The sequence below is a fragment of the Streptomyces sp. NPDC002032 genome, assembly GCF_042890765.1.
Taxonomy (GTDB): Bacteria; Actinomycetota; Actinomycetes; order Streptomycetales; family Streptomycetaceae; genus Streptomyces.
In genome coordinates this window covers 93,771-114,292 of the sequence record NZ_JBIASM010000012.1, presented here as the reverse complement: position 1 = coordinate 114,292, position 20,522 = coordinate 93,771, and the positions used below count along the sequence as shown (strand labels likewise).

Annotated in this window: 16 protein-coding genes; 7 read left to right on the top strand and 9 right to left on the bottom strand. The window is 73.1% G+C overall.

Annotated features, from left to right (window positions below):
• Window positions 1-76 precede the first annotated feature (76 nt).
• Entirely contained in the window at window positions 77-1,468 is a 1,392-nt protein-coding gene (locus tag ACFYYT_RS25875) for a nucleobase:cation symporter-2 family protein (RefSeq protein WP_351816085.1), read from the top strand.
• A 241-nt stretch (window positions 1,469-1,709) separates the two neighbouring features.
• Here ACFYYT_RS25875 and ACFYYT_RS25870 read toward each other — a convergent pair whose 3' ends face one another.
• A complete protein-coding gene (locus tag ACFYYT_RS25870; RefSeq protein WP_351816088.1) occupies window positions 1,710-2,765 on the bottom strand; it encodes an Lrp/AsnC family transcriptional regulator in 1,056 nt (351 codons plus the stop codon).
• 128 nt (window positions 2,766-2,893) lie between these two features.
• Here ACFYYT_RS25870 and ACFYYT_RS25865 point away from each other — a divergent pair, with 128 nt between their 5' ends.
• Window positions 2,894-4,864: an AAA family ATPase gene (locus ACFYYT_RS25865; RefSeq protein WP_351816091.1), complete on the top strand. Its 1,971-nt coding sequence runs from the start codon at window positions 2,894-2,896 to the stop codon at window positions 4,862-4,864.
• Between the two features lie 135 nt (window positions 4,865-4,999).
• On the top strand, window positions 5,000-6,079 hold the full coding sequence (locus ACFYYT_RS25860; RefSeq protein ID WP_351816094.1) for a saccharopine dehydrogenase: 1,080 nt from the start codon (window positions 5,000-5,002) through the stop codon (window positions 6,077-6,079).
• Between the two features lie 73 nt (window positions 6,080-6,152).
• Here the strand turns inward: ACFYYT_RS25860 and ACFYYT_RS25855 are convergent, their stop codons facing one another.
• Window positions 6,153-7,349, bottom strand: coding sequence for a GDSL-type esterase/lipase family protein (locus ACFYYT_RS25855; RefSeq protein WP_351816097.1), 1,197 nt, complete (start codon window positions 7,347-7,349; stop codon window positions 6,153-6,155).
• 292 nt (window positions 7,350-7,641) lie between these two features.
• Window positions 7,642-9,522 (bottom strand): DUF2075 domain-containing protein, encoded by a 1,881-nt coding sequence (locus tag ACFYYT_RS25850; RefSeq protein WP_351816100.1) that lies wholly within the window; start codon window positions 9,520-9,522, stop codon window positions 7,642-7,644.
• A 169-nt stretch (window positions 9,523-9,691) separates the two neighbouring features.
• Here ACFYYT_RS25850 and ACFYYT_RS25845 point away from each other — a divergent pair, with 169 nt between their 5' ends.
• Window positions 9,692-11,845: a DUF2075 domain-containing protein gene (locus ACFYYT_RS25845; protein WP_351816103.1), complete on the top strand. Its 2,154-nt coding sequence runs from the start codon at window positions 9,692-9,694 to the stop codon at window positions 11,843-11,845.
• Between the two features lie 41 nt (window positions 11,846-11,886).
• Here ACFYYT_RS25845 and ACFYYT_RS25840 read toward each other — a convergent pair whose 3' ends face one another.
• The 4 genes from ACFYYT_RS25840 to ACFYYT_RS25825 form a co-directional block, all read right to left on the bottom strand.
• On the bottom strand, window positions 11,887-12,021 hold the full coding sequence (locus tag ACFYYT_RS25840) for a DUF6408 family protein (RefSeq protein ID WP_351816106.1): 135 nt from the start codon (window positions 12,019-12,021) through the stop codon (window positions 11,887-11,889).
• 267 nt (window positions 12,022-12,288) lie between these two features.
• Window positions 12,289-13,908 carry a malate synthase A gene (gene aceB / locus ACFYYT_RS25835; RefSeq protein WP_351816109.1) on the bottom strand — a complete coding sequence of 540 codons (1,620 nt, stop codon included), beginning with the start codon at window positions 13,906-13,908 and terminating at the stop codon, window positions 12,289-12,291.
• 296 nt (window positions 13,909-14,204) lie between these two features.
• Window positions 14,205-14,885, bottom strand: coding sequence for an NTP transferase domain-containing protein (locus ACFYYT_RS25830; RefSeq protein ID WP_388609385.1), 681 nt, complete (start codon window positions 14,883-14,885; stop codon window positions 14,205-14,207).
• Window positions 14,819-15,046 (bottom strand): hypothetical protein, encoded by a 228-nt coding sequence (locus tag ACFYYT_RS25825; protein ID WP_351816111.1) that lies wholly within the window; start codon window positions 15,044-15,046, stop codon window positions 14,819-14,821. The genes ACFYYT_RS25830 and ACFYYT_RS25825 overlap by 67 nt, the downstream gene beginning before the upstream one ends.
• Before the next feature lie 87 nt (window positions 15,047-15,133).
• Here ACFYYT_RS25825 and ACFYYT_RS25820 point away from each other — a divergent pair, with 87 nt between their 5' ends.
• On the top strand, window positions 15,134-16,621 hold the full coding sequence (locus ACFYYT_RS25820; protein WP_351816114.1) for a PLP-dependent aminotransferase family protein: 1,488 nt from the start codon (window positions 15,134-15,136) through the stop codon (window positions 16,619-16,621).
• A gap of 6 nt (window positions 16,622-16,627) precedes the next feature.
• Here the strand turns inward: ACFYYT_RS25820 and ACFYYT_RS25815 are convergent, their stop codons facing one another.
• Window positions 16,628-17,257, bottom strand: coding sequence for a response regulator transcription factor (locus ACFYYT_RS25815; RefSeq protein ID WP_351816116.1), 630 nt, complete (start codon window positions 17,255-17,257; stop codon window positions 16,628-16,630).
• The gene (locus ACFYYT_RS25810; protein WP_351816119.1) at window positions 17,254-18,585 is read right to left on the bottom strand and encodes a sensor histidine kinase; all 1,332 of its coding nucleotides are present in this window, start codon (window positions 18,583-18,585) and stop codon (window positions 17,254-17,256) included. The genes ACFYYT_RS25815 and ACFYYT_RS25810 overlap by 4 nt, the downstream gene beginning before the upstream one ends.
• 134 nt (window positions 18,586-18,719) lie before the next feature.
• Here ACFYYT_RS25810 and ACFYYT_RS25805 point away from each other — a divergent pair, with 134 nt between their 5' ends.
• Both ACFYYT_RS25805 and ACFYYT_RS25800 read left to right on the top strand, forming a co-directional pair.
• Window positions 18,720-19,820, top strand: a complete 1,101-nt coding sequence (locus tag ACFYYT_RS25805; RefSeq protein ID WP_351816122.1) for an ABC transporter permease — start codon at window positions 18,720-18,722, stop codon at window positions 19,818-19,820.
• On the top strand, window positions 19,817-20,509 hold the full coding sequence (locus tag ACFYYT_RS25800) for an ABC transporter ATP-binding protein (protein ID WP_351816125.1): 693 nt from the start codon (window positions 19,817-19,819) through the stop codon (window positions 20,507-20,509). Before ACFYYT_RS25805 ends, ACFYYT_RS25800 begins: the two co-directional genes overlap by 4 nt.
• Window positions 20,510-20,522 lie beyond the last annotated feature (13 nt).

Here is a 20,522-nt window from a genome sequence, read left to right as displayed (position 1 = left end):
TCGACTAGCAACGCTTTCGCACCACCTCCATGACACCCACGTCCCTGCCGACGTGTCTAACCGACCGGAGGAAGCCGTGGCCGAAACGCCCAGGTTTCGCAAAGATGCAGTCGCAGTACCGGAGGAGAAGCACCCGGTCGACGAGACCTTGCCTCCGCTGAAGATGTTCACCAGCGGCCTCCAGCACGTGGCCGCCATGTACGCCGGTGTCGTTGCCCCGCCCATGATCGTCGGCCCCGCCGTCGGACTCTCCGCCACCGAGACCGCCTTCCTGATGGGCGCCTCGCTCTTCACCGCAGGGCTCGCCACCCTCCTCCAGACCCTCGGGTTCTGGAAGATCGGCGCCAAACTCCCCTTCGTCAACGGCGTCTCCTTCGCCGGTGTGACCCCGATGATCGCCATCGGCAAGGACCAGGGCGCCGACGCCATCCCCGTGATCTTCGGCGCGATCATCGTCGCCGGGGTCATCGGCTTCTTCGCCGCCCCCTACTTCGGCAAGCTCGTCCGCTTCTTCCCGCCCGTCGTCACCGGCACGGTCATCACGCTGATCGGCGTGTCCCTGCTCCCGGTGGCGTTCAACTGGTCGCAGGGCGGCAACCGCACCGCCACCGACTACGGCTCGATGAAGAACATCGGCATGGCCGCCCTCACCCTGGCGATCGTCCTGGTGATGCGGAAGTTCCTGCGCGGATTCCTCCAGCAGATCTCGATCCTGCTCGGCCTGGTCGCGGGCACCCTCGTCGCGATACCGCTGGGCATGACCCACTTCGACGCCGTCAAGAACGCGGACGTCATCGGCTTCCCGACCCCGTTCCACTTCGGCGCCCCGCAGTTCCACGTCGCCGCGATCATCTCCATGTGCATCGTCATGCTGGTCTGCATGACCGAGTCCACCGCCGACATCCTCGCCCTCGGCCGGATCGTGGGCCGGCCGGCGGACGAGAAGACCATCGAGGGCGGCCTGCGCGCCGACACCCTGGGCAGCGCGCTCAGCCCGCTGTTCAACGGCTTCATGTGCAGCGCCTTCGCCCAGAACATCGGACTCGTCGCGATGACCAAGGTGCGCAGCCGCTTCGTGGTCGCCGCGGGCGGCGGCATCCTGATCCTGCTGGGCCTGTGCCCGATGGCCGCCTCCGTCATCGGGGTCGTCCCGCTGCCCGTCCTCGGCGGCGCCGGCGTCGTCCTGTTCGGCTCGGTCGCGGCCAGCGGCATCCAGACCCTGGCCGGCGCGGCCATGGAGAAGGGCGAGAACGCGCTGATCGTCGCCGCCTCGGTGGGCATCGGCCTGATCCCGATCGCCGCCCCCGGCTTCTACCACGCCTTCCCCAAGGACCTCCTCGTCGTCCTCGACTCCGGCATCAGCACCGGCTGCGTCACGGCGATCGTCCTCAACCTCGCCTTCAACCACCTCGGCGTCAGGAAGGACGCGGAGGCGGAGGCCGCGGCCGGACCGGCCTTCGTGCACTGACCCCGGCGCCCGCGCACCGGTCCGGCCCCCGCGCACGGACCCGGCGGCGGGAGGCACCCGCGGCGGCACGTACGTCACCCACTGCGGGCGTGGCGTACGCGCCGCCGCAGGTGCCTCCCGCCGCCGTAGGCGTGGCGCGTACGTGTCTCGCGGGGACGCGCGTGAGCCCGGCCGCCCCGCCGGGCCGGGCGTGCCCCGTCGGGCCGGGCGTGCGGCGCCGGGTCAGGCGTGCGGCGCCGGGTCAGGCGTGCGGCGCCGGGTCCTGCCAGATGTCCGGCCGGACGGTCCGCAGCCGCCGCCCCAGCTGGTCCAGCTCCTGCGCCTCCGACTTGCGTACGTGCAGCGCCACCGCCGTGTCGGTGATGCGCAGCCCCGGCAGCCGCCTGGAGAGATCGGCGGTGTAGCGGGACAGCCCCTCGACCGAGCGCAGCCGGGCGCTGATGATGAAGTTCCAGGGGCCGCTGACGGACATGCAGGTCCGGGTCTCGCGCAGGCCCGAGGCCACCGCCGCGCAGCCCGCCACCTCGTACTCCGGCACCTCCGCCCACAGCGTCGCCGACACCGGCCAGCCGGACAGCGCCGAGGCCATCGAGCAGCTGTAGCGCAGGCTCTGCCCCGCCTCCAGCCGCGCCAGCCGGCGCCGTACGGTCGACTCGCTCATCCCCGACTCCCGGGCCAGGGAGGCCACCGTGCGGCGCGCGTCGCCGGCCAGCGCCAGGACCAGGAGCCGGTCCTCCCGCGGCATGGCCGCCACCACCCCCGGCGTCGGCACGACCGGTCCGGCCGCCCGCCGGGTGCGCCCGGTCAGCAGGTCGCTCTGGGCCGGGGTCAGCTGGTCGAGGCGCCACCGGTCGGGGGCGATGTGCACCGCCGTCACCATCGAGGAGCGGGTTCCGGTCACGCCGGGGATCCGCTGGACCCGGAAGTACAGGTAGCGGTACAGCGTGTGCAGATCCGGCACCGCGACGAAGACCAGCAGCTCACGGCCCCCGGTGGTGTGCTCCACGCCCATGGTGTGCGCGTCCTCGACCAGGGCGGCGCCGACGGCGGGGGAGGCGCCCGGCTCGCACATCACCTCCACCCACGCCATGCACGGAGCGAGCGCTCCCGTCCGCAGCCCCAGACCCGTGATCCAGGCCTCTCCGGCCGAGGTCAGCCGCTCCCAGCGCCGCGCGAGGGTCTCCGGGCGCGTGCCGAGCACCGGTGCCAGCCGCTCCCAGCTGGCCCGGGGTGCGAGTTGCAGTGCGTGGACCAGCGCCCGGTCGGTGTCGTCGATGGCGGAAATGGCCGAGTTCATACCCTCCCCTGGCGGTTCTCCCGGTCGCTGTCCGGGCAACCGGACTTTCGACTGATCATCTCTCTTTGTGTGCTCACCTGTGGAATCGGCCGGTTGTGCACACCTTCGTGAACGCAGCGGGAGGACGTGTGGGGGACCCCGGCACGAACGTGCGCCAGGCGGTGCCGGCCGAGCTGTCCAGCTTCATCGGCCGGGAGCGCGAGCTCACCCGCGCCACCGCCCTGCTCGCCACGGAACGCCTGGTCATGCTCACCGGACCGGCCGGAATCGGCAAGACCCGGCTGGCCGGGCGCATCGCCTCGGCCCTCGTCCGGAGCCGGGGGTGCGACATCGTCTGGGTGGATCTGGCCGGGCTCCCGCGCGGCGGCGGCGGCCCGCTGGAAGCGGAACTGCTCCGGCGGCTCGGCGGCAGGGCGGCCCTGCTGGTGCTCGACGGCTGCGAGTCGCTCGGCGGGCGGGCGGGCCCCTTCGCCGCCCGGCTGCTGGCGCGATGTCCCGGGGTGCGGATTCTGGCCACCTCGCAGCGCCGGCTCGGCACCGAGGGGGAGAAGCGGATCCCCGTACCGCCGCTGTCCGTGCCCGCCGCCGCGCCCGATCCCGCCCGGCGGCACCCGGTGCCCGAGGTCGCCGGGTACGAGTCCGTACGCCTCTACGAGGAACGGGCGCGCGGGGCCGACCCCTCCTTCGTGCTCACCGACCGCAACGCGGGGGCCGTCGCCGCCCTGTGCCGGGCCCTCGACGGGATCCCCGGCGCCCTGGAGCTGGCCGCCGGGCGCGCCCACCGCTACGCCCCCGCCGAGGCGCTGCGCCGGCTGACCGCCGACCCGCTGGGCTTCCTCGAAGGCGGCGCGGGCCGGGCCGGCGGGGCCGACGCCCTGCGCTCCCACCGGCTGTCCACGCCCGAGGAACGGCTGCTGTGGGAGCGGCTCTCCGTCTTCGCCGGGTCCTTCGACCGGGCCGCCGTGGCCGAGGTGTGCGGTTTCGGCGCGCTCGGACCGGGCGCCGCCGGCGAGGCCCTGCGCAGCCTCGCCCCGGCCCTGCTGACGGAGGGCGGGGCCCCGGTCCGCTACCGGCTGCCGCTGTCCGTACGCGTCCACGCGGCCCGCAGCCTCGCCCGCGATCCCGGCGGCGACGGGGAGACCGCCGCCCGCCGCCACCGCGCCCGGTGCCGGGTGACCGCCGAGCGCGCCGCGGGGCTGTGGCGGGCCGGGGCGCAGCGGGAAGCCCGCGCCCTGGCCGTACGTGAACTGCCGGAGCTTCGCCTGGCGATGGACCCGCTGGCGGCGGCCGGTCCGGGAGGCGCGCTGGAGATCGCCGTGTCGCTGTGGTTCCTCTGGGCCCCGTGCGGCCTGCTGGCGGAGGGGCGCCGGCACTTGGAGCGGGCGCTGGCCCTGCACCCGGCGCCCCGGCCCGCCCGGGCGCTGTGGCTGGCGGCCTGGCTGGTGGCGAGCTCAGGGGAGCCGGAGGCCGCCGATCCGCTGCTGGCGGAGGCGTGGAGCGCGGCCGTACAGGAGGGCGAGGACGCCTGCCTGGCCTACCTCGCACACACCCGGGGCATCGTCGCCCTCTGGAAGGACCGCCCCTGGGAGGCGGCGGCCGAGTTCCGCGAGGCGCTCGAACAGCTGCCGGGGGAGCCGGGGTTCGGCCCCGGCCCCGACGCGCTGCGGGCGGCGCTGACGATGGCGCTCGCGCACACCGACCCGGCGTCCGTACCCGTCGAGGAAGGCCCCCCGGACGGTCCCGTGGACCTGTGGGCCCGTTCTCGTACCGGTTACGCCCATGCCGCGGTCCAGCGCCGCGAGGGCCGCCCCGCGCTGGCCCGGACCGAGCTGAAGCGGGCCCTGGAGATCCAGCTCGCGCTGGGCGACCGGCTCGGACTGGCCCTCTCGGTGGAACTGCTCGCCGAACTGGAGGCCGACACGGGCCGGTACGAGGAGTCCGCGCGGCTGCTCGGCGCGGCCTCCCGCAGCCGCCCGGGCGGCGCCGCCGCACCGCGCGCGGAGCGGATCCTGCGCCTGCGGATGGATCCCGGGGCCTTCCGGGCCGCCCACGCCGAGGGCGCCCGGACCCCGCTGCGGGAGCTGCTGGCGCAGCCCTGAGCCGGGGGAGGCCGGAGGGGGCGTACGGGGCGCCGGGGACCGGAGTTGCCGGGCCGATCCGGCGTACGCCGTATACGAGGCGGAAAGACATCGCATGAGCGAACCCACCCCTCTGGACGGACAGGTGGTACAGCCATGCCGCAGCACTCCCAGCTCTGGATGCGCAGCGAGACCCGCCCCACCGAACGCCGTGCGCCGCTCACCCCCGAGGACGCCGCCCGGCTCGTGCGGCGGGGCGTACGGATCACCGTGGAGGAGTCCGGCCACCGGGTCTTCCCGCTCGACGCCTACGCGGCCGCCGGCTGCGACCTGGCCCCCGCCGGATCCTGGGCGGGCTCCGCGCCCGGATCGGCGTACGTCCTCGGACTGAAGGAACTCCCGCCGGTGCCCGAGCGCCTGCACCACCGGCACGTGTACTTCGGGCACGCCTACAAGGGCCAGGCGCAGGCCCCCGAACTGCTGCGGAGGTTCGCCGCGGGCGGCGGGACCCTGCTCGACCTGGAGTACCTCGCCGACGCGCAGGGCCGCAGGCTGGCCGCCTTCGGCTACTGGGCGGGGTACGTGGGCGCCGCCCTGGCCGCCCTGCGGGCGCGCGGCCGGCTCACGGCCCCCCTCGCCGCGCTGCCCCGCGCGGAACTCGACGCCCGGCTGCGCGCCTTACCCGGGGACCGGCCGTTACGGGCCCTGGTCATCGGGGTGGGCGGCCGCAGCGGACGCGGCGCCCGCGACGCGCTGACCACCGCCGGGATCGAGGTCACCGGCTGGGACCGCACCGCCACCCGCCGCCTGGACCGGGCCGCGCTCCTCGGCCACGACATCCTGGTCAACGCGGTGCTCACCACCCGCCCGGTGCCGCCCTTCCTCACCCCGGCCGACCTGGACGCCGCCGCCGGGCGCCGCCGGCTCTCGGTGATCGCCGACATCACCTGCGACACCGGCTCCCCGCTGCACCTGCTCCCGGTCTACGACCGCCTCACCGACTGGACGGTCCCCGCCCTGCGGCTGCGCGAAGGGAGCCCGCCGCTGGACGTGATCGCGATCGACAACCTGCCCTCGCTGCTCCCGGCGGAGGCGGCCCGCGCCTTCTCGGCGGACCTGCTCCCCAAGCTCCTCGCCCTGCACGCGCCCTCCCCGGACCCGGACTGGCTGCGCTGCCGCGACGCCTTCACCACGGCCCTGGCCGCGCTCCCGCAGGACCCGTACCGGGCGGCCTAGCCGGCGATCGGCGGGGTGCGGTACGGGCCGTCACCGGGTGGGACGACAGCCCGTACCGGGTCCCGCTCCCGGCTTACGGAGCCGCGGTCAGGTACATGCCGGTGTGGTCGCCGCCGGCGGTGTTCTTGCAGCTCGCCCCGGAGTTCGCGGGCTGGGCCAGCGCCAGGGCCAGGCAGCGGCCGGCGGCCAGCTGGCCGTAGTGGTTCGGGTGCATGGACTCCTGGACGGGGCCCTGCGTCTCGTTGTTGTCGATCCAGCGCGCCCACTCGCTCGTCTTCGCCGAGGCCGGGACGGAGGAGCTCACCAGCTTGCTGGACTTCGCGCAGACCTCGCGCCCCTGGAGCATGTCCCGCAGGTCCAGGAACTGGACGCCCTTGGCCGTCGCGACCCCCTTGATGCGGTTCGCGAGCTGCGGCACGAGCGAGTCCCGGGCCCAGTCCGAGTCCCGGTTCCAGAAGGGACAGCCGCCGGTGTTGAGGCGGCTCCAGTCGCTCTGCGTGTACCGGTTCTCCGCGCCCCGGGGGATGGGCGAGGGGTACGACTGCAGCACGATCCGGTACGAGGTGTCGGCGTACCCGGCGTCGCGCATGACGGCCCGGATCTCGTCGACGGACTTGCCGATGCCCGCGACGACCCCGTCGATCCTGCCGTCGACGACCGCCTGCTGGTCGTCATAGCAGTAGGAGCCCCACAGCACGAAGTCGAGGGCGCACTCCTTGATGATGTCGGCGAAGCCGAGGTCGTTGCCGCCGATGGACAGGGCGATGACCTTCACGTTCTTGGCGGCGGCCACGGCCGCGAGCTGGTCGGCCTGCGGGGCCTCTCCCTTGAACGCGACGCCGCCGCCGGAAGCGCGGAAGACGTTCTGGGAAGTGGCGCCGGAACAGGCGAGGTTGACGGCCACATCGGCGACGGCGCCCGCGCTCAGCACCTCGGCCGAGTCGGAGCGGTCGCACCCCGAGGCCGCCGTCGTGCCGTACACCCTGGCCGGGTCGTAGGTACTGCCGCTGACCCAGGCCCGGTCGGTGCCGTTCCTGGAGCCGCTGTTGGTCAGGCTGTTGCCCTTCCAGCGTCCGGCCTCACCGGAGATGTAGCTGTCGCCCATGGACACCACGGCGGTGGGCCCGGCGCCCGGGCTGGCCGCCGACGTCCCGGCGCCGGCGCCGAGCAGCGCGCCGGCGACGAGCGGCACCGCCATCGCCGCGCCCGTCAGCCGTCGCACACGACTGCGGGCGGCCCTGTCCTTGCCGGCCTTGCGGAATCCGATCACTGCGGAACTCCTGCGGTCGGCCACGCCGCGTCGACCGCCAACGCTGGGCGGCAACTGCGGTGCGTGGCTTGGAAAGTGGGGGTACCGCCGGCGCCGGTGGCATCGGAAAGGTGCCACGCCCCCACTTGTTACCGCTAGGTACAGAAAGGTTACGATGAAGTAACGCCCGACCATTCGGTCGGCTCGGGCGACGGCTCCGTGAACATGTCCCCGAGCAAATCCGAACATGCCTCCGCCCCCGCCACGGCGACCGTGACGGGGGCGGAGCGCCCGTGGGGTGGAGCCGAGCCGCCTATGCCCGGACGGACACCAGAGCGGGGCTGATCAGCTCCCTGAGCTTGTCCCGGGTCTCGGGATCGGTCGAGTACACGATCGTTCCCACCATCCCGCGGGTGAGGAGCACCTTGTAGGTGTTGCGGATGAGCCGGTCGACCTGCTCCTCGGGGGTTGCCTTGGTGAATACCGGATCCTTCGAGGCGGTCCGGTCCACGCGCCATCGATCGCCGCGCCAGACGAGGTCCGGCCCGAGGATGACACCGCTCCAGTCGTACTCGAACCCCTGGGCCGTGTAGACGCAACCGACCTGCCCGAAACCGTTCGGGTCCGTGGCCCACAGCGCCGCGGGAGGAGCGCCGTCCACGGAGCGGTCGCCGTACACGTTCCACGGCCGCGACCAGTCCCCGATGACCACGTCGGCGGGAAGGGGCTGACCCGGCTTGGGGTTCGTCGTCCACTTCCAGCAATAGCCCGCGGAGATTCGCGCACCAAACTTCTCCGCACGCCGTTCCGAGAGGAAGGCCTCCATCTCCTGCGGGCTGTCCGCGACACGCAGCAGCATCTTGCCGTCGGGTTCCCACCGCACGGGCCGTCCGCCTTCCAGCCCGAGCAGGTTCACCACCCAGTCCAAGTAGGCGTCGCTCCCCCCGCACCGGAACTGGCTGTCCAGTTCCACCAGGTGGCAGCGAAGGCCCCTGTCCCGCGCCGCCTTTTCGATCCGGCGCAGGTCGCCCATTTCACCCGGCCTCACCACCTGGTGGTCGTCGAGCAGGAAGACCGGCACCCGTGCCACGTCGATCAGCTCGTCCACCTGGGGCCGGCCCGTGCGGTGTTCCGCCCGGGTGTACCGATTGGCGGAGGTCTCGCGGATCCGGTGCGCCTCGTCGCAGATGAGCACGTCGATGCTGTTGGGCTCGGCGGCCATGAAGCTGTTGAAGTACTTGAAGAGGTTCTGGACCTCCCGGCGCCTGGCACCCGCGACCTTGCGCATCGTCTTGGTGAAGGACTGCGATCCCGTGGCGTGGAGCGTGGGTACGCCCCGACGGAACAGCTCGCCGAGCAGGGACAGCGCGATGACGCTCTTCCCGCTGCCGGGGCCCCCCGTCACCACCACGACCTCCTTGTGGTCCGAACGCTTCGCCCGCTGCACGGCGTTGAGCACGGTCCGGTAGGCGATCTGCTGCTCGTCGAGAAGGACGAACTGTTCCCGCTCGCGCACCTCGTCCGCGGCGACCGCCATCAGTTGCTTCGACGGCTGCGTGCGGCCCGACAGCAATTGGTCGGCCGCCTCAGCGCCGGAGGCCGGTGCGAGCCGCGAACGGAGGTAGGCCAGGAAGTCCCCGCGTCGCTCCCCCGTGAAGAGGCGGCCCTGCTGGTCCTGGGGAACTTCGGTGAGGCCGGCGACGCCGAATTCGCTGGCGTTGTGCAAGTACGCGACTCCGTGGACCCGTTCGGGGGCGGCGCTCAGGGCTCCGTTGAAGTCGACCAGGTACTGGCAGTACCGCCGGACCTGCTCGATCGGGTTCAGGACGGCGCGCGGGTAGGCGTCGATGCGGCACAGCAGGGGATCGTCTTCGTCCGGGGTCGCGTCGCTCCACTGCTTCAGCTCCACGACCACGTAGGACGGGGCCCCTGTGGCCGGATCCTGTCCGGCCAGAACGACATCGGCCCGCTTGCTCGTCAGGGGGAGGTCGTACTCGATCATCATCTCGACCTGGCCCAGGCCGGCGTCGTTGAGCGCGTTGGCAAGAACAGGGATGCTCCGCTCCCACGAGCGCGTCTCGCCGGGGCCGGGCCGGTGGCCGTGTGCGTGCACGAACTGTTCGGTCAGCCGGAAGAAGAGAGAACTGGCGAGAATCTCGGCGGCGACCGCGGCGGCAGAGTCGCGGAACAGCAAGGAAGCCCCCAGGCAGCACGAAGCAGTCGTGCGGGTGGGGGCGTGTCCTTCGGTGCTCCGAGGGCCGGAGCGGAAGCCCGGCGGGCCGCGTGGATGTCAGGTGCAAGGGTATCGCGGCGTGTGATCACCCGCGTGGCGGGTGGGGGCACCGTGATCCACAGGACGATCTATGATCGCCGAATCAACGCGGACCGACGGGCTTCCGGACCGGACATGCCCCCACCGCACGGGATTTCTCGTGCCCTGGGGGTTCATCGTGCTCTTGCTGCAGCTCTCGGCGCGCCATCTCCTCGACCTTCACCGCCGGGGCAGGCTGCTGCCCCATATGGAGGCGCGGTGGGTGGAGTTCAGGGGGAAGGAGGCGTCGCGCGGAGAGAAGGCGGCATGGAAGGAAAGTCTGGTCAGGCTCGCCCAGGAACTGGTTGAAGCCGGGCACGGCGGCATCCACATGTTCGTCGAGTGCCAACCCGACGGGGTCGAGGCCTCAGCCGACGTGATCCTGGTGGGTGTGCATCCGGAAACCGCCGAGGACTCGCTGCTCTTCGTCGAACTGAAGCGGTGGCGCTCCGTCGACCCGTCGGTGAACCCGGAGAAAGTGGCGGTGCCCGGATTCAGCAAGCCGAAGCCGCATCCCAGCGCGCAGGTCCGGCGCGTCATGGACTATTTCAGCGAGGACGGTCGGGGGAGCGGGCTGAGGATCTCCTATGCCGGGCTCAGCTACCTCCACAACGCGACGCAGGAGTCGATTGCCCCGCTGCTGGGACCCGGGGCTGCAAAGGGCGCGCACGCTCTCTATTTCACGATGGACACGCGCCAGGACCTGCTCGAGGAACTGCACGACCGATTCCGGCCGGAGAGCGGTGCGCCCGCTGCCGAGCGCCTCCTCGAGAGGCTGGGGCTCCGCAACGCCCCCCTCCTGCAGGCCGTGGCGCTGTCGGAGGGCGTCGACACCGCCTTCACGCTCCGCGGTGAGCAAAGGACGGTGTGGAGGGACGTGAAGCGTGCCGTCGACCGTTGCCGCAACGGCCGGTCCGATGGTGCCGGGCGTGCCGTGTTCCTGGTCAGGGGCGGCGCCGGAACGGGGAAGAGCGCCATTGGACTGCAGCTGCTAAGGCACTTCACGCATCTCGGTCTGCGGACCAGGTACGCCACCGGATCGCGCGCCTTCGACGCCTCGCTCAGGGAGTTCATCGCCCGGGACCATCTTCTGGTGAAAGAGCAGCTCGCTTACTTCATGAACTTCGTCGAGCCGCCGGTGCCGCCCCTCGACCTGTTGATCTGCGACGAAGCACACCGTCTGCGCGAACGATCCTCGCTGCAGTTCTGGGCTGCCGAGGACCGGGGGCAGCAGCCGCAGGTCGACGAGCTCATCCAGGCAGCCCGCGTGACCGTTTTCCTGCTGGACGACAATCAGTCACTGCGCCGGGGCGAGGTGGGGTCCAGCGACTTGGTCTTGGAGGCGGCTGCCCGGCACGGCAGCACGGCGCAGATCTACGATCTGCACACGGAGTTCCGGTGTGGAGGCAGCGACACCTACCGCTCCTGGGTGCTGGATTTCCTCGGGATTTCCGGAGCGGAGCCTGAGGAATGGGCGCCTGACGGTCTGATGCACCTCGAAGTCGCGGACAGCGTCGAGCGCCTCGAGGAGATCGTCCTCATGGAGGAGCAAGACGGCGCGACCGCACGCATGGTGGCGGGCTTCTGCTGGCCTTGGAGCGAACCTCATCCGAAGACCCGCGCCCTCCACTCCGACGTCAGGATCGGCAGTTGGCACCGACCGTGGAACGCGAAGGGCAATTTCGCTCGGCACGCCGGTGGTGAGCCGCCGGCCAGGCTCTGGGGCGTCAAGAAGGAAGGGATCGGCCAGGTCGGCTGCGTCTACACCGCACAAGGCCTGGAGTGGGACTGGTGCGGCGTGGTGATGGGGGACGACATGGTGTGGCGCAACGGCGCCTGGGTGTTCCAGCGCGGTCGCGCCTCGGGTGCCGACACGAAGACCGGGGAGCGTCACGCTGTGGGGCGGGGATCGATGGATCCGGGACTGCCCTCGGACTCCGACGAGTTCGCCCGGTGTGTTCGGAACGCCTACCACGTGCTTCTGACACGGGCGAGCCGGGCCACGGTCCTCTACTCGACCGACGGGCCCACTCAGAAGTATTTGAAGGAAATCGTGGCGCCCGTAGAGGATCAGGGGCTGCGTCCCTCGTGGGCATCGCTCTCCCCGGAAGAGAGACTGCGGCGTTCCATCCGGGCTCACGCCACTCGGACACGACGTGCCAGTCGACCCGGCAGCGTGGCGCAGCCGGACCTCTTCGGGTTCTGAAAGCGGGTGGGGCGGCGGGCCGCACGGACCCGCCGCCTGTCTCACCGGAGACCGGTGAGGGACGCCGCCATCCGGCCGATCCACAGGACCAGTTCCGTGGCCAAGCCCCCGGCCAGGCCGAGAGCGAGGTCACGCAACCAGGTGGAACGGGCGGACTCGTACTTGACAGGCTCCATGCCGTGCATCTCCCCAAGGAGTCGGATGTGGCCGGGAGTTCCCCAACCGGGGTGCCAGGCGATCCGAAGAGCCACGTCTTGTACCGCCCCTTCGCGAGAAGGGGGCAAGCGCCCGAACATGGTAGCTCAAGGCCCCCGCGTGAGAGCAGCGGCTCGACGGTGGAACCGGGTGTGTCCACACACGTCCGCCCCCGGCGCCTGGAGGGCGGCGGGGGCGGGCGGGGGTGTTCGGCTGCTGTGCGTATCAGCCGAAGCGGGGGGTGGCGGTCAGCCGGTCAGCTGGTCGTACGCGGGGAGGGTGAGGAAGTCCGCGTAGTCGGCGTCCAGGGAGACCTGGAGGAGGAGGTCGTGGGCCTGCTGCCACTTGCCGGCCGCGAAGGCCTCGTCGCCGATCTCGGCGCGGATCGCGGCCAGTTCCTCGGCGGCGATCTTCCGGGTCAGTTCGGCGGTGGCCCGCTGGCCGTTCTCGAACACGACTCCGGCGTTGATCCACTGCCAGATCTGCGAGCGGGAGATCTCGGCGGTGGCCGCGTCCTCCATGAGGCCGAAGATGCCGACGGCGCCGAGGCCGCGCAGCCAGGCCTCGATGTAGCGGGTGCCGACCTGGACGGCGTTGCGCAGGCCGTCGTAGGTGGGCTTCGCGTCCAGGGAGTCGATGGCGATCAGCTCGCCGGGCGCGACGTGGACGTCCTCGCGCAGGCGGTCCTTCTGGTTGGGCTTCTCGCCCAGGACCGCGTCGAAGGAGGCCATCGCGATCGGGACCAGGTCGGGGTGGGCGACCCAGGAGCCGTCGAAGCCGTCGTTCGCCTCGCGGTCCTTGTCGGCCTTGACCTTCTCGAACGCGACCTTGTTGACCTCGGCGTCCTTGCGGGACGGGATGAAGGCCGCCATGCCGCCGATGGCGTGCGCGCCGCGCTTGTGGCAGGTGCGGACGAGCAGTTCGGTGTAGGCGCGCATGAAGGGGGCCGTCATCGTGACCGCGTTGCGGTCCGGCAGGACGAACTTCTCGCCGCCGTCGCGGAAGTTCTTCACGATCGAGAACAGGTAGTCCCAGCGGCCCGCGTTGAGGCCGGCCGCGTGGTCCTTGAGCTCGAAGAGGATCTCTTCCATCTCGTAGGCCGCGGTGATGGTCTCGATGAGGACGGTCGCGCGGACGGTGCCCTGCGGGATCCCCACGTAGTCCTGGGCGAAGACGAAGATGTCGTTCCAGAGGCGGGCCTCCAGGTGCGACTCCGTCTTCGGCAGGTAGAAGTACGGGCCCTTGCCGAGGCCGATCAGACGCTGGGCGTTGTGGAAGAAGTACAGGCCGAAGTCCACCAGCGAACCGGAGGCGGGGCCGCCCTCGAAGCTGAGGTGGCGCTCCGCCAGGTGCCAGCCGCGCGGCCGCATGACGACGGTGGCGAGCTGGTCCGCGGGCTTCAGCGCGTACGCCTTGCCCGTGCGGGGGTCGGTGAAGTCGATGCGGCGCTCGTAGGCGTCGATCAGGTTGAGCTGGCCGAGGACGACGTTCTCCCAGGTGGGAGCCGAGGCGTCTTCGAAGTCGGCGAGCCAGACCTTGGCGCCCGAGTTCAGGGCGTTGATGGTCATCTTGCGGTCCGTCGGGCCCGTGATCTCCACGCGGCGGTCGTTCAGCGCGGCCGGGGCCGGCGCGACCTTCCAGTCTCCCTCGCGGACCTGTGCGGTGTCCGGGAGGAAGTCGAGCGTGGAGGTACGGGCGATCTCGGCGCGCCGCTCACCGCGTCGGGCGAGGAGCTCCGCGCGGCGGGGGGCGAACCGCCGGTGGAGCTCGGCCACGAAGGCGAGGGCCGCTTCGGTGAGGACTTCGTCCTGCCGGGGCAGGGGCTCGGCGTCGACGATGGCCAGCGGGGACGGCGCTGGTGCGGACATAACTGTCACTCCTTCAGCGGCGGTGCCTGGCGGCCGCGGGGAATGCTCGCGCGAGACGGCACCGAGTGCCGTCGGGTGTGGAGAGTTCCGGGTAACGGTCGCGGGCGCCGTCTGGGGGTTCAGGGCGCTTCTGACCAGTGGATAGTAATTTCCTCATGGTGGAAGTTCAATGGTTTGTTGATGTCGAGATTCTCTGAGTCGACAGAGTCCGGTTGCCCGTGGCCCTCAGTGCCACCCCGGTTACGCCCCGGTTACGGCCCCCATCGCGCCCCGCTCCGGAGCCGCCCGGGCCGTCCTCACACCAGACGTGCCAGGTCGGGCGGGGTGTCGATGTCGAAATCGGCCGCGACGTCCCCGCACTCCACCAGCATGACCTCGTCCGCGTGCTTCTTCAGGTGGACACGCGCACCGCGGTCCCCGGTCGCCGTCGCCACGATGTCCGGCCAGCGGTCCGCCCCGAACAGCACGGGGTGCCCGCGCTCCCCGTCGTACGCGGCCGCCGCCAGACTCGCCCGGGAGCGGTACGCCGCCCGTACGCGGGCCACCGCCGCCGCGCCGATGCCCGGCTGGTCCACCAGCGAGACCAGGGCCGCCTCCGCCCCCGTACCGGCCAGGGAGGCCAGGCCGACGCGGAGCGAGGAACCCATGCCCTCGGCCCAGTCCGGGTTGTCCACGACCACGCACCCCGTCAGGTCGGCGCGCTCGCGCACCTCGGCCGCGGACGCCCCCAGCACCACGTGCACCGGCCCGCAGCCCGCCTCCCGCAGCACCCGTACGGCGTTCTCCACCAGCGGCCGCCCCCGGTACGCCAGCAGCGCCTTCGGCCGCCCCCCGAGCCGGCGGCCGCCGCCCGCGGCCAGGAGCAGCCCGGCGACCACCGGGGGCGGCCCCTCGCCCGCCCCGGGGCCGGTCAACGGGGGAGCGGACCGCTCGGGCCGGGGGACGGGTGCGGGCGGGTGCTCTGCTTCGGCTGACATGACAGCGATTCTCGCCCCTCCGGCACCCCGCGCGGCCGCCGGGCGAGCAGCGCCCGTACGGCGCCCAGCACGGCCCCGACCGGCAGCGGCCGGGAGATCCGGTTCTCGGCGCGCCGCAGCAGTTCCCGTTCGTCACGGTCGGTGAGGGCGTCGTACGGCATGGGGGTTCTCCTTGCCAATCGGGGGCCAATACGGCGAGTCTGGACCTGGATTGGCCTGGCAGGCAGAGCCAATCGGGGGAGGTTGGCATGGCATACGGGCGAGTGGTCCAGACGGCGGACAGGACGATCGGCAGCCGCCCGCTCACCGCGATGCTCCCCGCAGAGGTGCTGGCCCGCCCCGGCTACCGCTCCCTCGCCGACGCCGTCCGCACCCTGATCCTCGACGGCCGGATCGCGCTGCACGTACGGCTGCCCGCCGAACGCGAACTCGCCGAGGCCCTCGGCGCCAGCCGCGCCACCGTCACCGCCGCCTACGACCTGCTCCGCGAGAGCGGCTACGTCCGCAGCCGCCGCGGCTCCGGCACCTGGACGGAGCTGCCCGACGGCCACCGCCCCGTCGGCGCCCACGCGCTCGTCGGCGCGGGCGGCTTCCGGGCCGACGGCGAACCCGGCATCGACCTCGCCATCGCCGCCATGGGCGCCCCCGACGGCAGCCTCGCCGAAGCCCTCGCCTGGGCCGCGCCCCGGCTGCCCGCCCTCGCCCGCGATCCCGGGTACCACCCCTTCGGCCTGCCCGACCTGCGCACCGCCGTCGCGGACCGCTTCACCCGGCGCGGCCTGCCCACCCGCCCCGAGCAGATCCTGGTCACGGCCGGGGCGCAACAGGCCTTCGCCCTCGTCGTCAGCCTGCTGTGCCGCCCCGGGGACCGGGTGGTCACCGAGAACCCCACCTACGCCAACGCCCTCGACGCCCTGCGCCACGCCCGGCTGCGCACCGCCTCCGTGCCCGTCTCGGACGCGGGCTGGGAGATGGAGATCGCCGAGTCCACGCTCCACCAGACCGTGCCGCGGCTGGCCTACGTGATCCCCGACTTCCACAACCCGACCGGCTCCCTCATGCCCGAGGAGCAGCGGCTGCGGCTGCTGGCCGCGACCCGGGCCTGCGGGACCTGGCTGGTGGTCGACGAGACCATCGCCGACATCGCCCTCGACGTGCCCGCGCCCCCGCCCCTGGCCTCCCTGGCCGCCCGCCCCGGCGCCGACCACGTGATCACCATCGGCTCGCTGAGCAAGACGCACTGGGGCGGCCTGCGCGTGGGCTGGATCCGGGCCACCGCCAAGCTGGTGACCGAGCTGGCCGCCGTACGGGTGTGCGCCGACATGACCGGCTCCGTCCTCGACCAGGTGGTCTCCCTGCCCCTCCTCGCGGGCCTGGACCGGAGCCTGCCGGCCCGGCTCGCCCAGCTCCGCGCCCAGCGCGCCGCCCTGGTCGGCTCCCTCCAGCGGCACACCCCCGAATGGTCCTGGCGGCTGCCGCCCGGTGGCCTCTCGCTCTGGGTGGACCTCGGCGAGCCCGTCAGCTCCGCCCTCGCGGAACGGGCCCACGCCGCGGGGGTGCACATCGGCCGCGGTGCCCGCTTCGGCGTGGACCCGGGCACCTTCGAGCACCGCCTGCGCATCCCGTACACCCTCTCCCCGGGCCGCCTGGACGAGGGCGTACGCCGCCTCGCGCGGGCCTTCCACGACGGCGTGCCGCTGGCCCCGGGCGTGGAGCGGCCGTACTGGGTCGCCTGAGCGCGCCTACGGGGTGCGGATCAGGCGGCGGGTGGCGGCCGCGGCGACGGCGGAGGTGCGGGAGTCCACGCCGAGCTTGGCGTACACGTGCACCAGGTGGGACTTGACGGTGGCCTGGCTGAGGAAGAGTTTCTTGGAGATCTGCTGGTTCGACAGTCCGTCCGCGACCAGCTGGAGCACCTCCAGCTCCCGCTTGGTCAGCGCCTCCGCCGGGGTGCGCATGCGGTCCATCAGCCGCAGTGCCACCGCCGGGGCCAGCGCCGACTGGCCGGCGGCCGCCGTACGGACCGCCGCCGCGAGCTCCTCCGGCGGGGCGTCCTTGAGCAGGTAGCCGGAGGCGCCCGCCTCGACGGCGGCCAGGATGTCCGCGTCCGTGTCGTAGGTGGTCAGGACCAGCACGCGGGGTCCGCCCGGCCGCGCCGTGATCGCCGCCGTGGCCGCCGAACCGTGCATCCCGGCCCCGAACTGGAGGTCCATCAGCACCACGTCCACCGTCTCGGACGCGGCCAGCTCCACCGCCCGCTCCGCCGTGGCGGCCTCCGCGACCACCTCGAAGTCCGGCTCGGTGTCCAGTACGGCGCGCAGCCCGGCCCGCACCACCGGGTGGTCGTCGGCGAGCAGGAGACGGATGGTCACGGTGCCTCCACGGGCAACGGCAGGGTGACGGCCACGGCGGTGCCCTGGCCGGGGTCGGACTCCACGGTGAACAGGCCGCCCAGCGTCTCGGCCCGCGCCCGCATCGCCGGCAGGCCGAAACCGCCCTCGCCCGAGGGGGCCGCGGCGGCGGGGTCGAAACCCCGGCCGTCGTCGACGACGTCCAGGGTCACCGAGGCGTCCATGAAGGTCAGGGTGATCTCGGCGCGACCGGCCCGGGCGTGCCGCACCACGTTGGCCAGCGCCGACTGGGCGATCCGCAGCAGCGCCACCTCGTACGGGGTGGGCAGCTCCCGGGGCGTGCCGCTCACGGAGAACCGCACGCGCGGCCCCGGCACCCCCGAGCACAGCCGCTCCAGCGCCCCGGCCAGCGAGCCGTGCTCCAGGTCCGGCGGGGTCAGGGCCCGTACGAAGCGACGCGCCTCGGCGAGGTTGTCCTGCGCGGCCTCCCGGGCGCGGGCGATGTGCTCCGCGGCGGGGGCGTCCTCGGGGAGCGTCCGCTCGGCGGCCCGCAGCAGCAACTGGATGGACGACAGGCCCTGGGCCAGGGTGTCGTGGATCTCCCGGGCGAGCCGCTCACGTTCGGCCAGGATCCCGGCGCCCCGCTCGGCGGCGGCCAGCTCGGCCCGGGTGGCGATGAGCTCCTCGATCAGCTCGCGGCGGCGCTCGCTCTCCCGGTACAGCGCCTGGTAGCCCAGTACGGTCGCGACGGCCACCGCCCCGCCCAGCAGCGGCCCGAGGAAGGCCCCCGGCGTCACCGCCCCGCTGTGCGCCAGGAAGCCCCCGATCGCCGCGCCCGCCGTGGCCACGACGGCGGCGAGGCCCCAGCGCAGCCGCAGCAGGTGCAGCTCCAGGAAGTAGAGCGGGAAGGCGATCCACAGCCCCTCGGGCGACAGGGCCAGCAGGGCGGCCCACACCGCCCCGAGCGCGGCCAGCCACACCGCCGCGGCGCGCGCCGAGCGGCCCACGGCGGGGGTCGCCACCCCGGCCGCGTACACGCCGGCCAGCAGGGCGCAGACGGCGACGGTCCACCCGGCGCCGGGCGCGGAGCCGGTGACGGCCCGCCCGGCGGCCAGCGCGAGCAGCCCGAGGAGCAGCGCGTGCAGACACAGCCGCAGGACCCGCGAGACGGGGGTCGGCGGCCGGCCCGGGGCGCGGCGGGAGGCGGACCGGGAGGCGGAAGCGGCGGCGGACCGGGAGCCGGAACCGGCGGCGGAACCGGCGGGGGAGCCGGGGCCGGAACCGGCGGCGGCGGAAGCGGCGGCGGGCCGGGAGGCGGCGCGGGCACGGGAGCAGGGAGCGGCAGACATGGCCCGACCAGCGTAAGTCGCCGCCCCGGGCCCCCGGTCAACCAAAAGTTCGATGTCCGGGCCCACCCTTCGATACGAGGATCCCTCCCGTGGCGCGATGCCCTGTGCCCCTGCGGAAGACCAAGGTGGGGAACATGTTCGTCGCATGGAGAGATCTCCGGTTCGCCAAGGGCCGCTTCGCCCTCATGGGCTCGGTCGTACTGCTGATCACGCTGCTGGTCGGCCTGCTGTCCGGGCTCACCTCCGGCCTGGCCCGGGAGAACGTCTCGGCCGTCACCGGCCTGCCCGCCTCGCGGCTCGCCTTCGCCGCACCCCCCGGGGACCAGAAGGTCTCCTTCACCAACTCCCAGGTCGCCGAGAAGGCCTGGCTGGCCTGGCGCTCCCGGCCCGGGGTGAGCGCCGCCGAACCCCTCGGCATCCGCACCACCAACGCCCTCTCCGGTGAGCGCACCGCCGCCGTCTCCGTCTTCGGCGTGGAGCCGGCCGGGCGGCTCGCGCCCGCCGGGGTCCGGCCCGCCCAGGGCCGGGTCGTCCTCACCGAGAAGGCCGCCAAGGAGCTGGGCGGCCTGACCACGGGCGGCCGGCTGAAGATCGGCCCGCTGGAGCTCACCGTCGCGGCCGTCTCGGGCACCGCGGCCTTCAGCCACACCCCGGTCGTCTGGATGGACCTCGACGACTGGCAACGGGTGGGCAACCCCGGCGCCTCCCCCGACCCCACGGCCACCGCCACCGCCACCGTCATCGCCCTCGACGGATCCGGCGCCGTCGACTGGGCCGCCGGTGACCGGGCCACCGCGACGAAGTCCCAGGGCATCGACGAGGCGCTGGGCGCCATCGGCTCGTACCAGGCCGAGAACGGCTCCCTCCAGCTGATGCGCGCATTCCTCTTCGCCATCTCCGCACTGGTCATAGGGGCCTTCTTCACGGTGTGGACGATCCAGCGCAGCGGCGACATCGCCGTGCTCAAGGCACTGGGTGCCTCCACCCCGTACCTGCTGAAGGACGCCCTGGGCCAGGCGGTGGTGATGCTGGCCGTCGGCACCGGGGCCGGTACCGCGCTGGCCGTCGGCTCCGGCGCGCTGATCAGCGGGGGCGACGTGCCCTTCGTCCTCGACCCCGCCACCGTCCTGGTGCCCGCCGTGATCATGATCGCGCTCGGGGTGCTGGGCGCGGCCCTGTCCATCCGGCGGATCACCGCCGTCGACCCGCTGACCGCCCTCGGGAGCGCCCGATGACCCTCCTCGTCCACGACGTCACGCTCACCTACCCCGACGGCGACGGCCGCCTCACCGCCCTGGACGCGGTGTCCCTGGAGGTGCCCGCCGGGACCCTGACCGCGATCGTGGGCCCGTCCGGCTCCGGCAAGTCCAGCCTGCTGGCCGTCGCGGCCACCCTGGTCACCCCGGACTCCGGCCGGGTCGTCCTGGCCGGCCGGGACACCACCCGGCTGAGCGCCGCCGAGAAGTCGGCGCTGCGCCGCGAGGAGATCGGCATCGTCTTCCAGCAGCCGAACCTGCTGGCCTCGCTCACCGCCGCCGAACAGCTCCAGGTCATGGCGCACCTCTCCGGGCGGCCCTCCCGGCAGCTGCGCCGCCGCGCGGTGGAACTGCTGGACGCGGTGGGTCTGGCCGACAAGGCCGACAAGCGGCCGCACCAGCTGTCCGGCGGCCAGCGCCAGCGCGTCAACATCGCCCGCGCCCTGATGAACGAGCCCGCCGTGCTGCTGGTCGACGAGCCGACGAGCGCGCTGGACCACGAGCGGGGCGCGGCGATACTCGACCTGCTGGTCGCCCTGACGCGCGAGCGGTCCACCGCCACGGTGCTGGTCACGCACGACCACGCGCACCTGGAGCGGATGGACCGCACCGCGACCATGGCGGACGGCCGCCTCACCCAGAGCCCGGACCAGGTGGCCGTCGCGTAGGCCGCCCGCCCGC

What these genes read in the sequence shown, in the direction of transcription:
- ACFYYT_RS25810 (WP_351816119.1), bottom strand. Translation starts at nt 18,585, where the DNA reads ATGTCTGCCGCTCCCTGCTCCCGTGCCCGCGCCGCCTCCCGGCCCGCC.
- ACFYYT_RS25800 (WP_351816125.1), top strand. Translation starts at nt 19,817, where the DNA reads ATGACCCTCCTCGTCCACGACGTCACGCTCACCTACCCCGACGGCGAC.
- ACFYYT_RS25825 (WP_351816111.1), bottom strand. Translation starts at nt 15,046, where the DNA reads ATGCCGTACGACGCCCTCACCGACCGTGACGAACGGGAACTGCTGCGG.
- ACFYYT_RS25845 (WP_351816103.1), top strand. Translation starts at nt 9,692, where the DNA reads ATGATCGCCGAATCAACGCGGACCGACGGGCTTCCGGACCGGACATGC.
- ACFYYT_RS25805 (WP_351816122.1), top strand. Translation starts at nt 18,720, where the DNA reads ATGTTCGTCGCATGGAGAGATCTCCGGTTCGCCAAGGGCCGCTTCGCC.
- ACFYYT_RS25830 (WP_388609385.1), bottom strand. Translation starts at nt 14,885, where the DNA reads ATGTCAGCCGAAGCAGAGCACCCGCCCGCACCCGTCCCCCGGCCCGAG.
- ACFYYT_RS25870 (WP_351816088.1), bottom strand. Translation starts at nt 2,765, where the DNA reads ATGAACTCGGCCATTTCCGCCATCGACGACACCGACCGGGCGCTGGTC.
- aceB (WP_351816109.1), bottom strand. Translation starts at nt 13,908, where the DNA reads ATGTCCGCACCAGCGCCGTCCCCGCTGGCCATCGTCGACGCCGAGCCC.
- ACFYYT_RS25820 (WP_351816114.1), top strand. Translation starts at nt 15,134, where the DNA reads ATGGCATACGGGCGAGTGGTCCAGACGGCGGACAGGACGATCGGCAGC.
- ACFYYT_RS25840 (WP_351816106.1), bottom strand. Translation starts at nt 12,021, where the DNA reads ATGGAGCCTGTCAAGTACGAGTCCGCCCGTTCCACCTGGTTGCGTGAC.
- ACFYYT_RS25860 (WP_351816094.1), top strand. Translation starts at nt 5,000, where the DNA reads ATGCCGCAGCACTCCCAGCTCTGGATGCGCAGCGAGACCCGCCCCACC.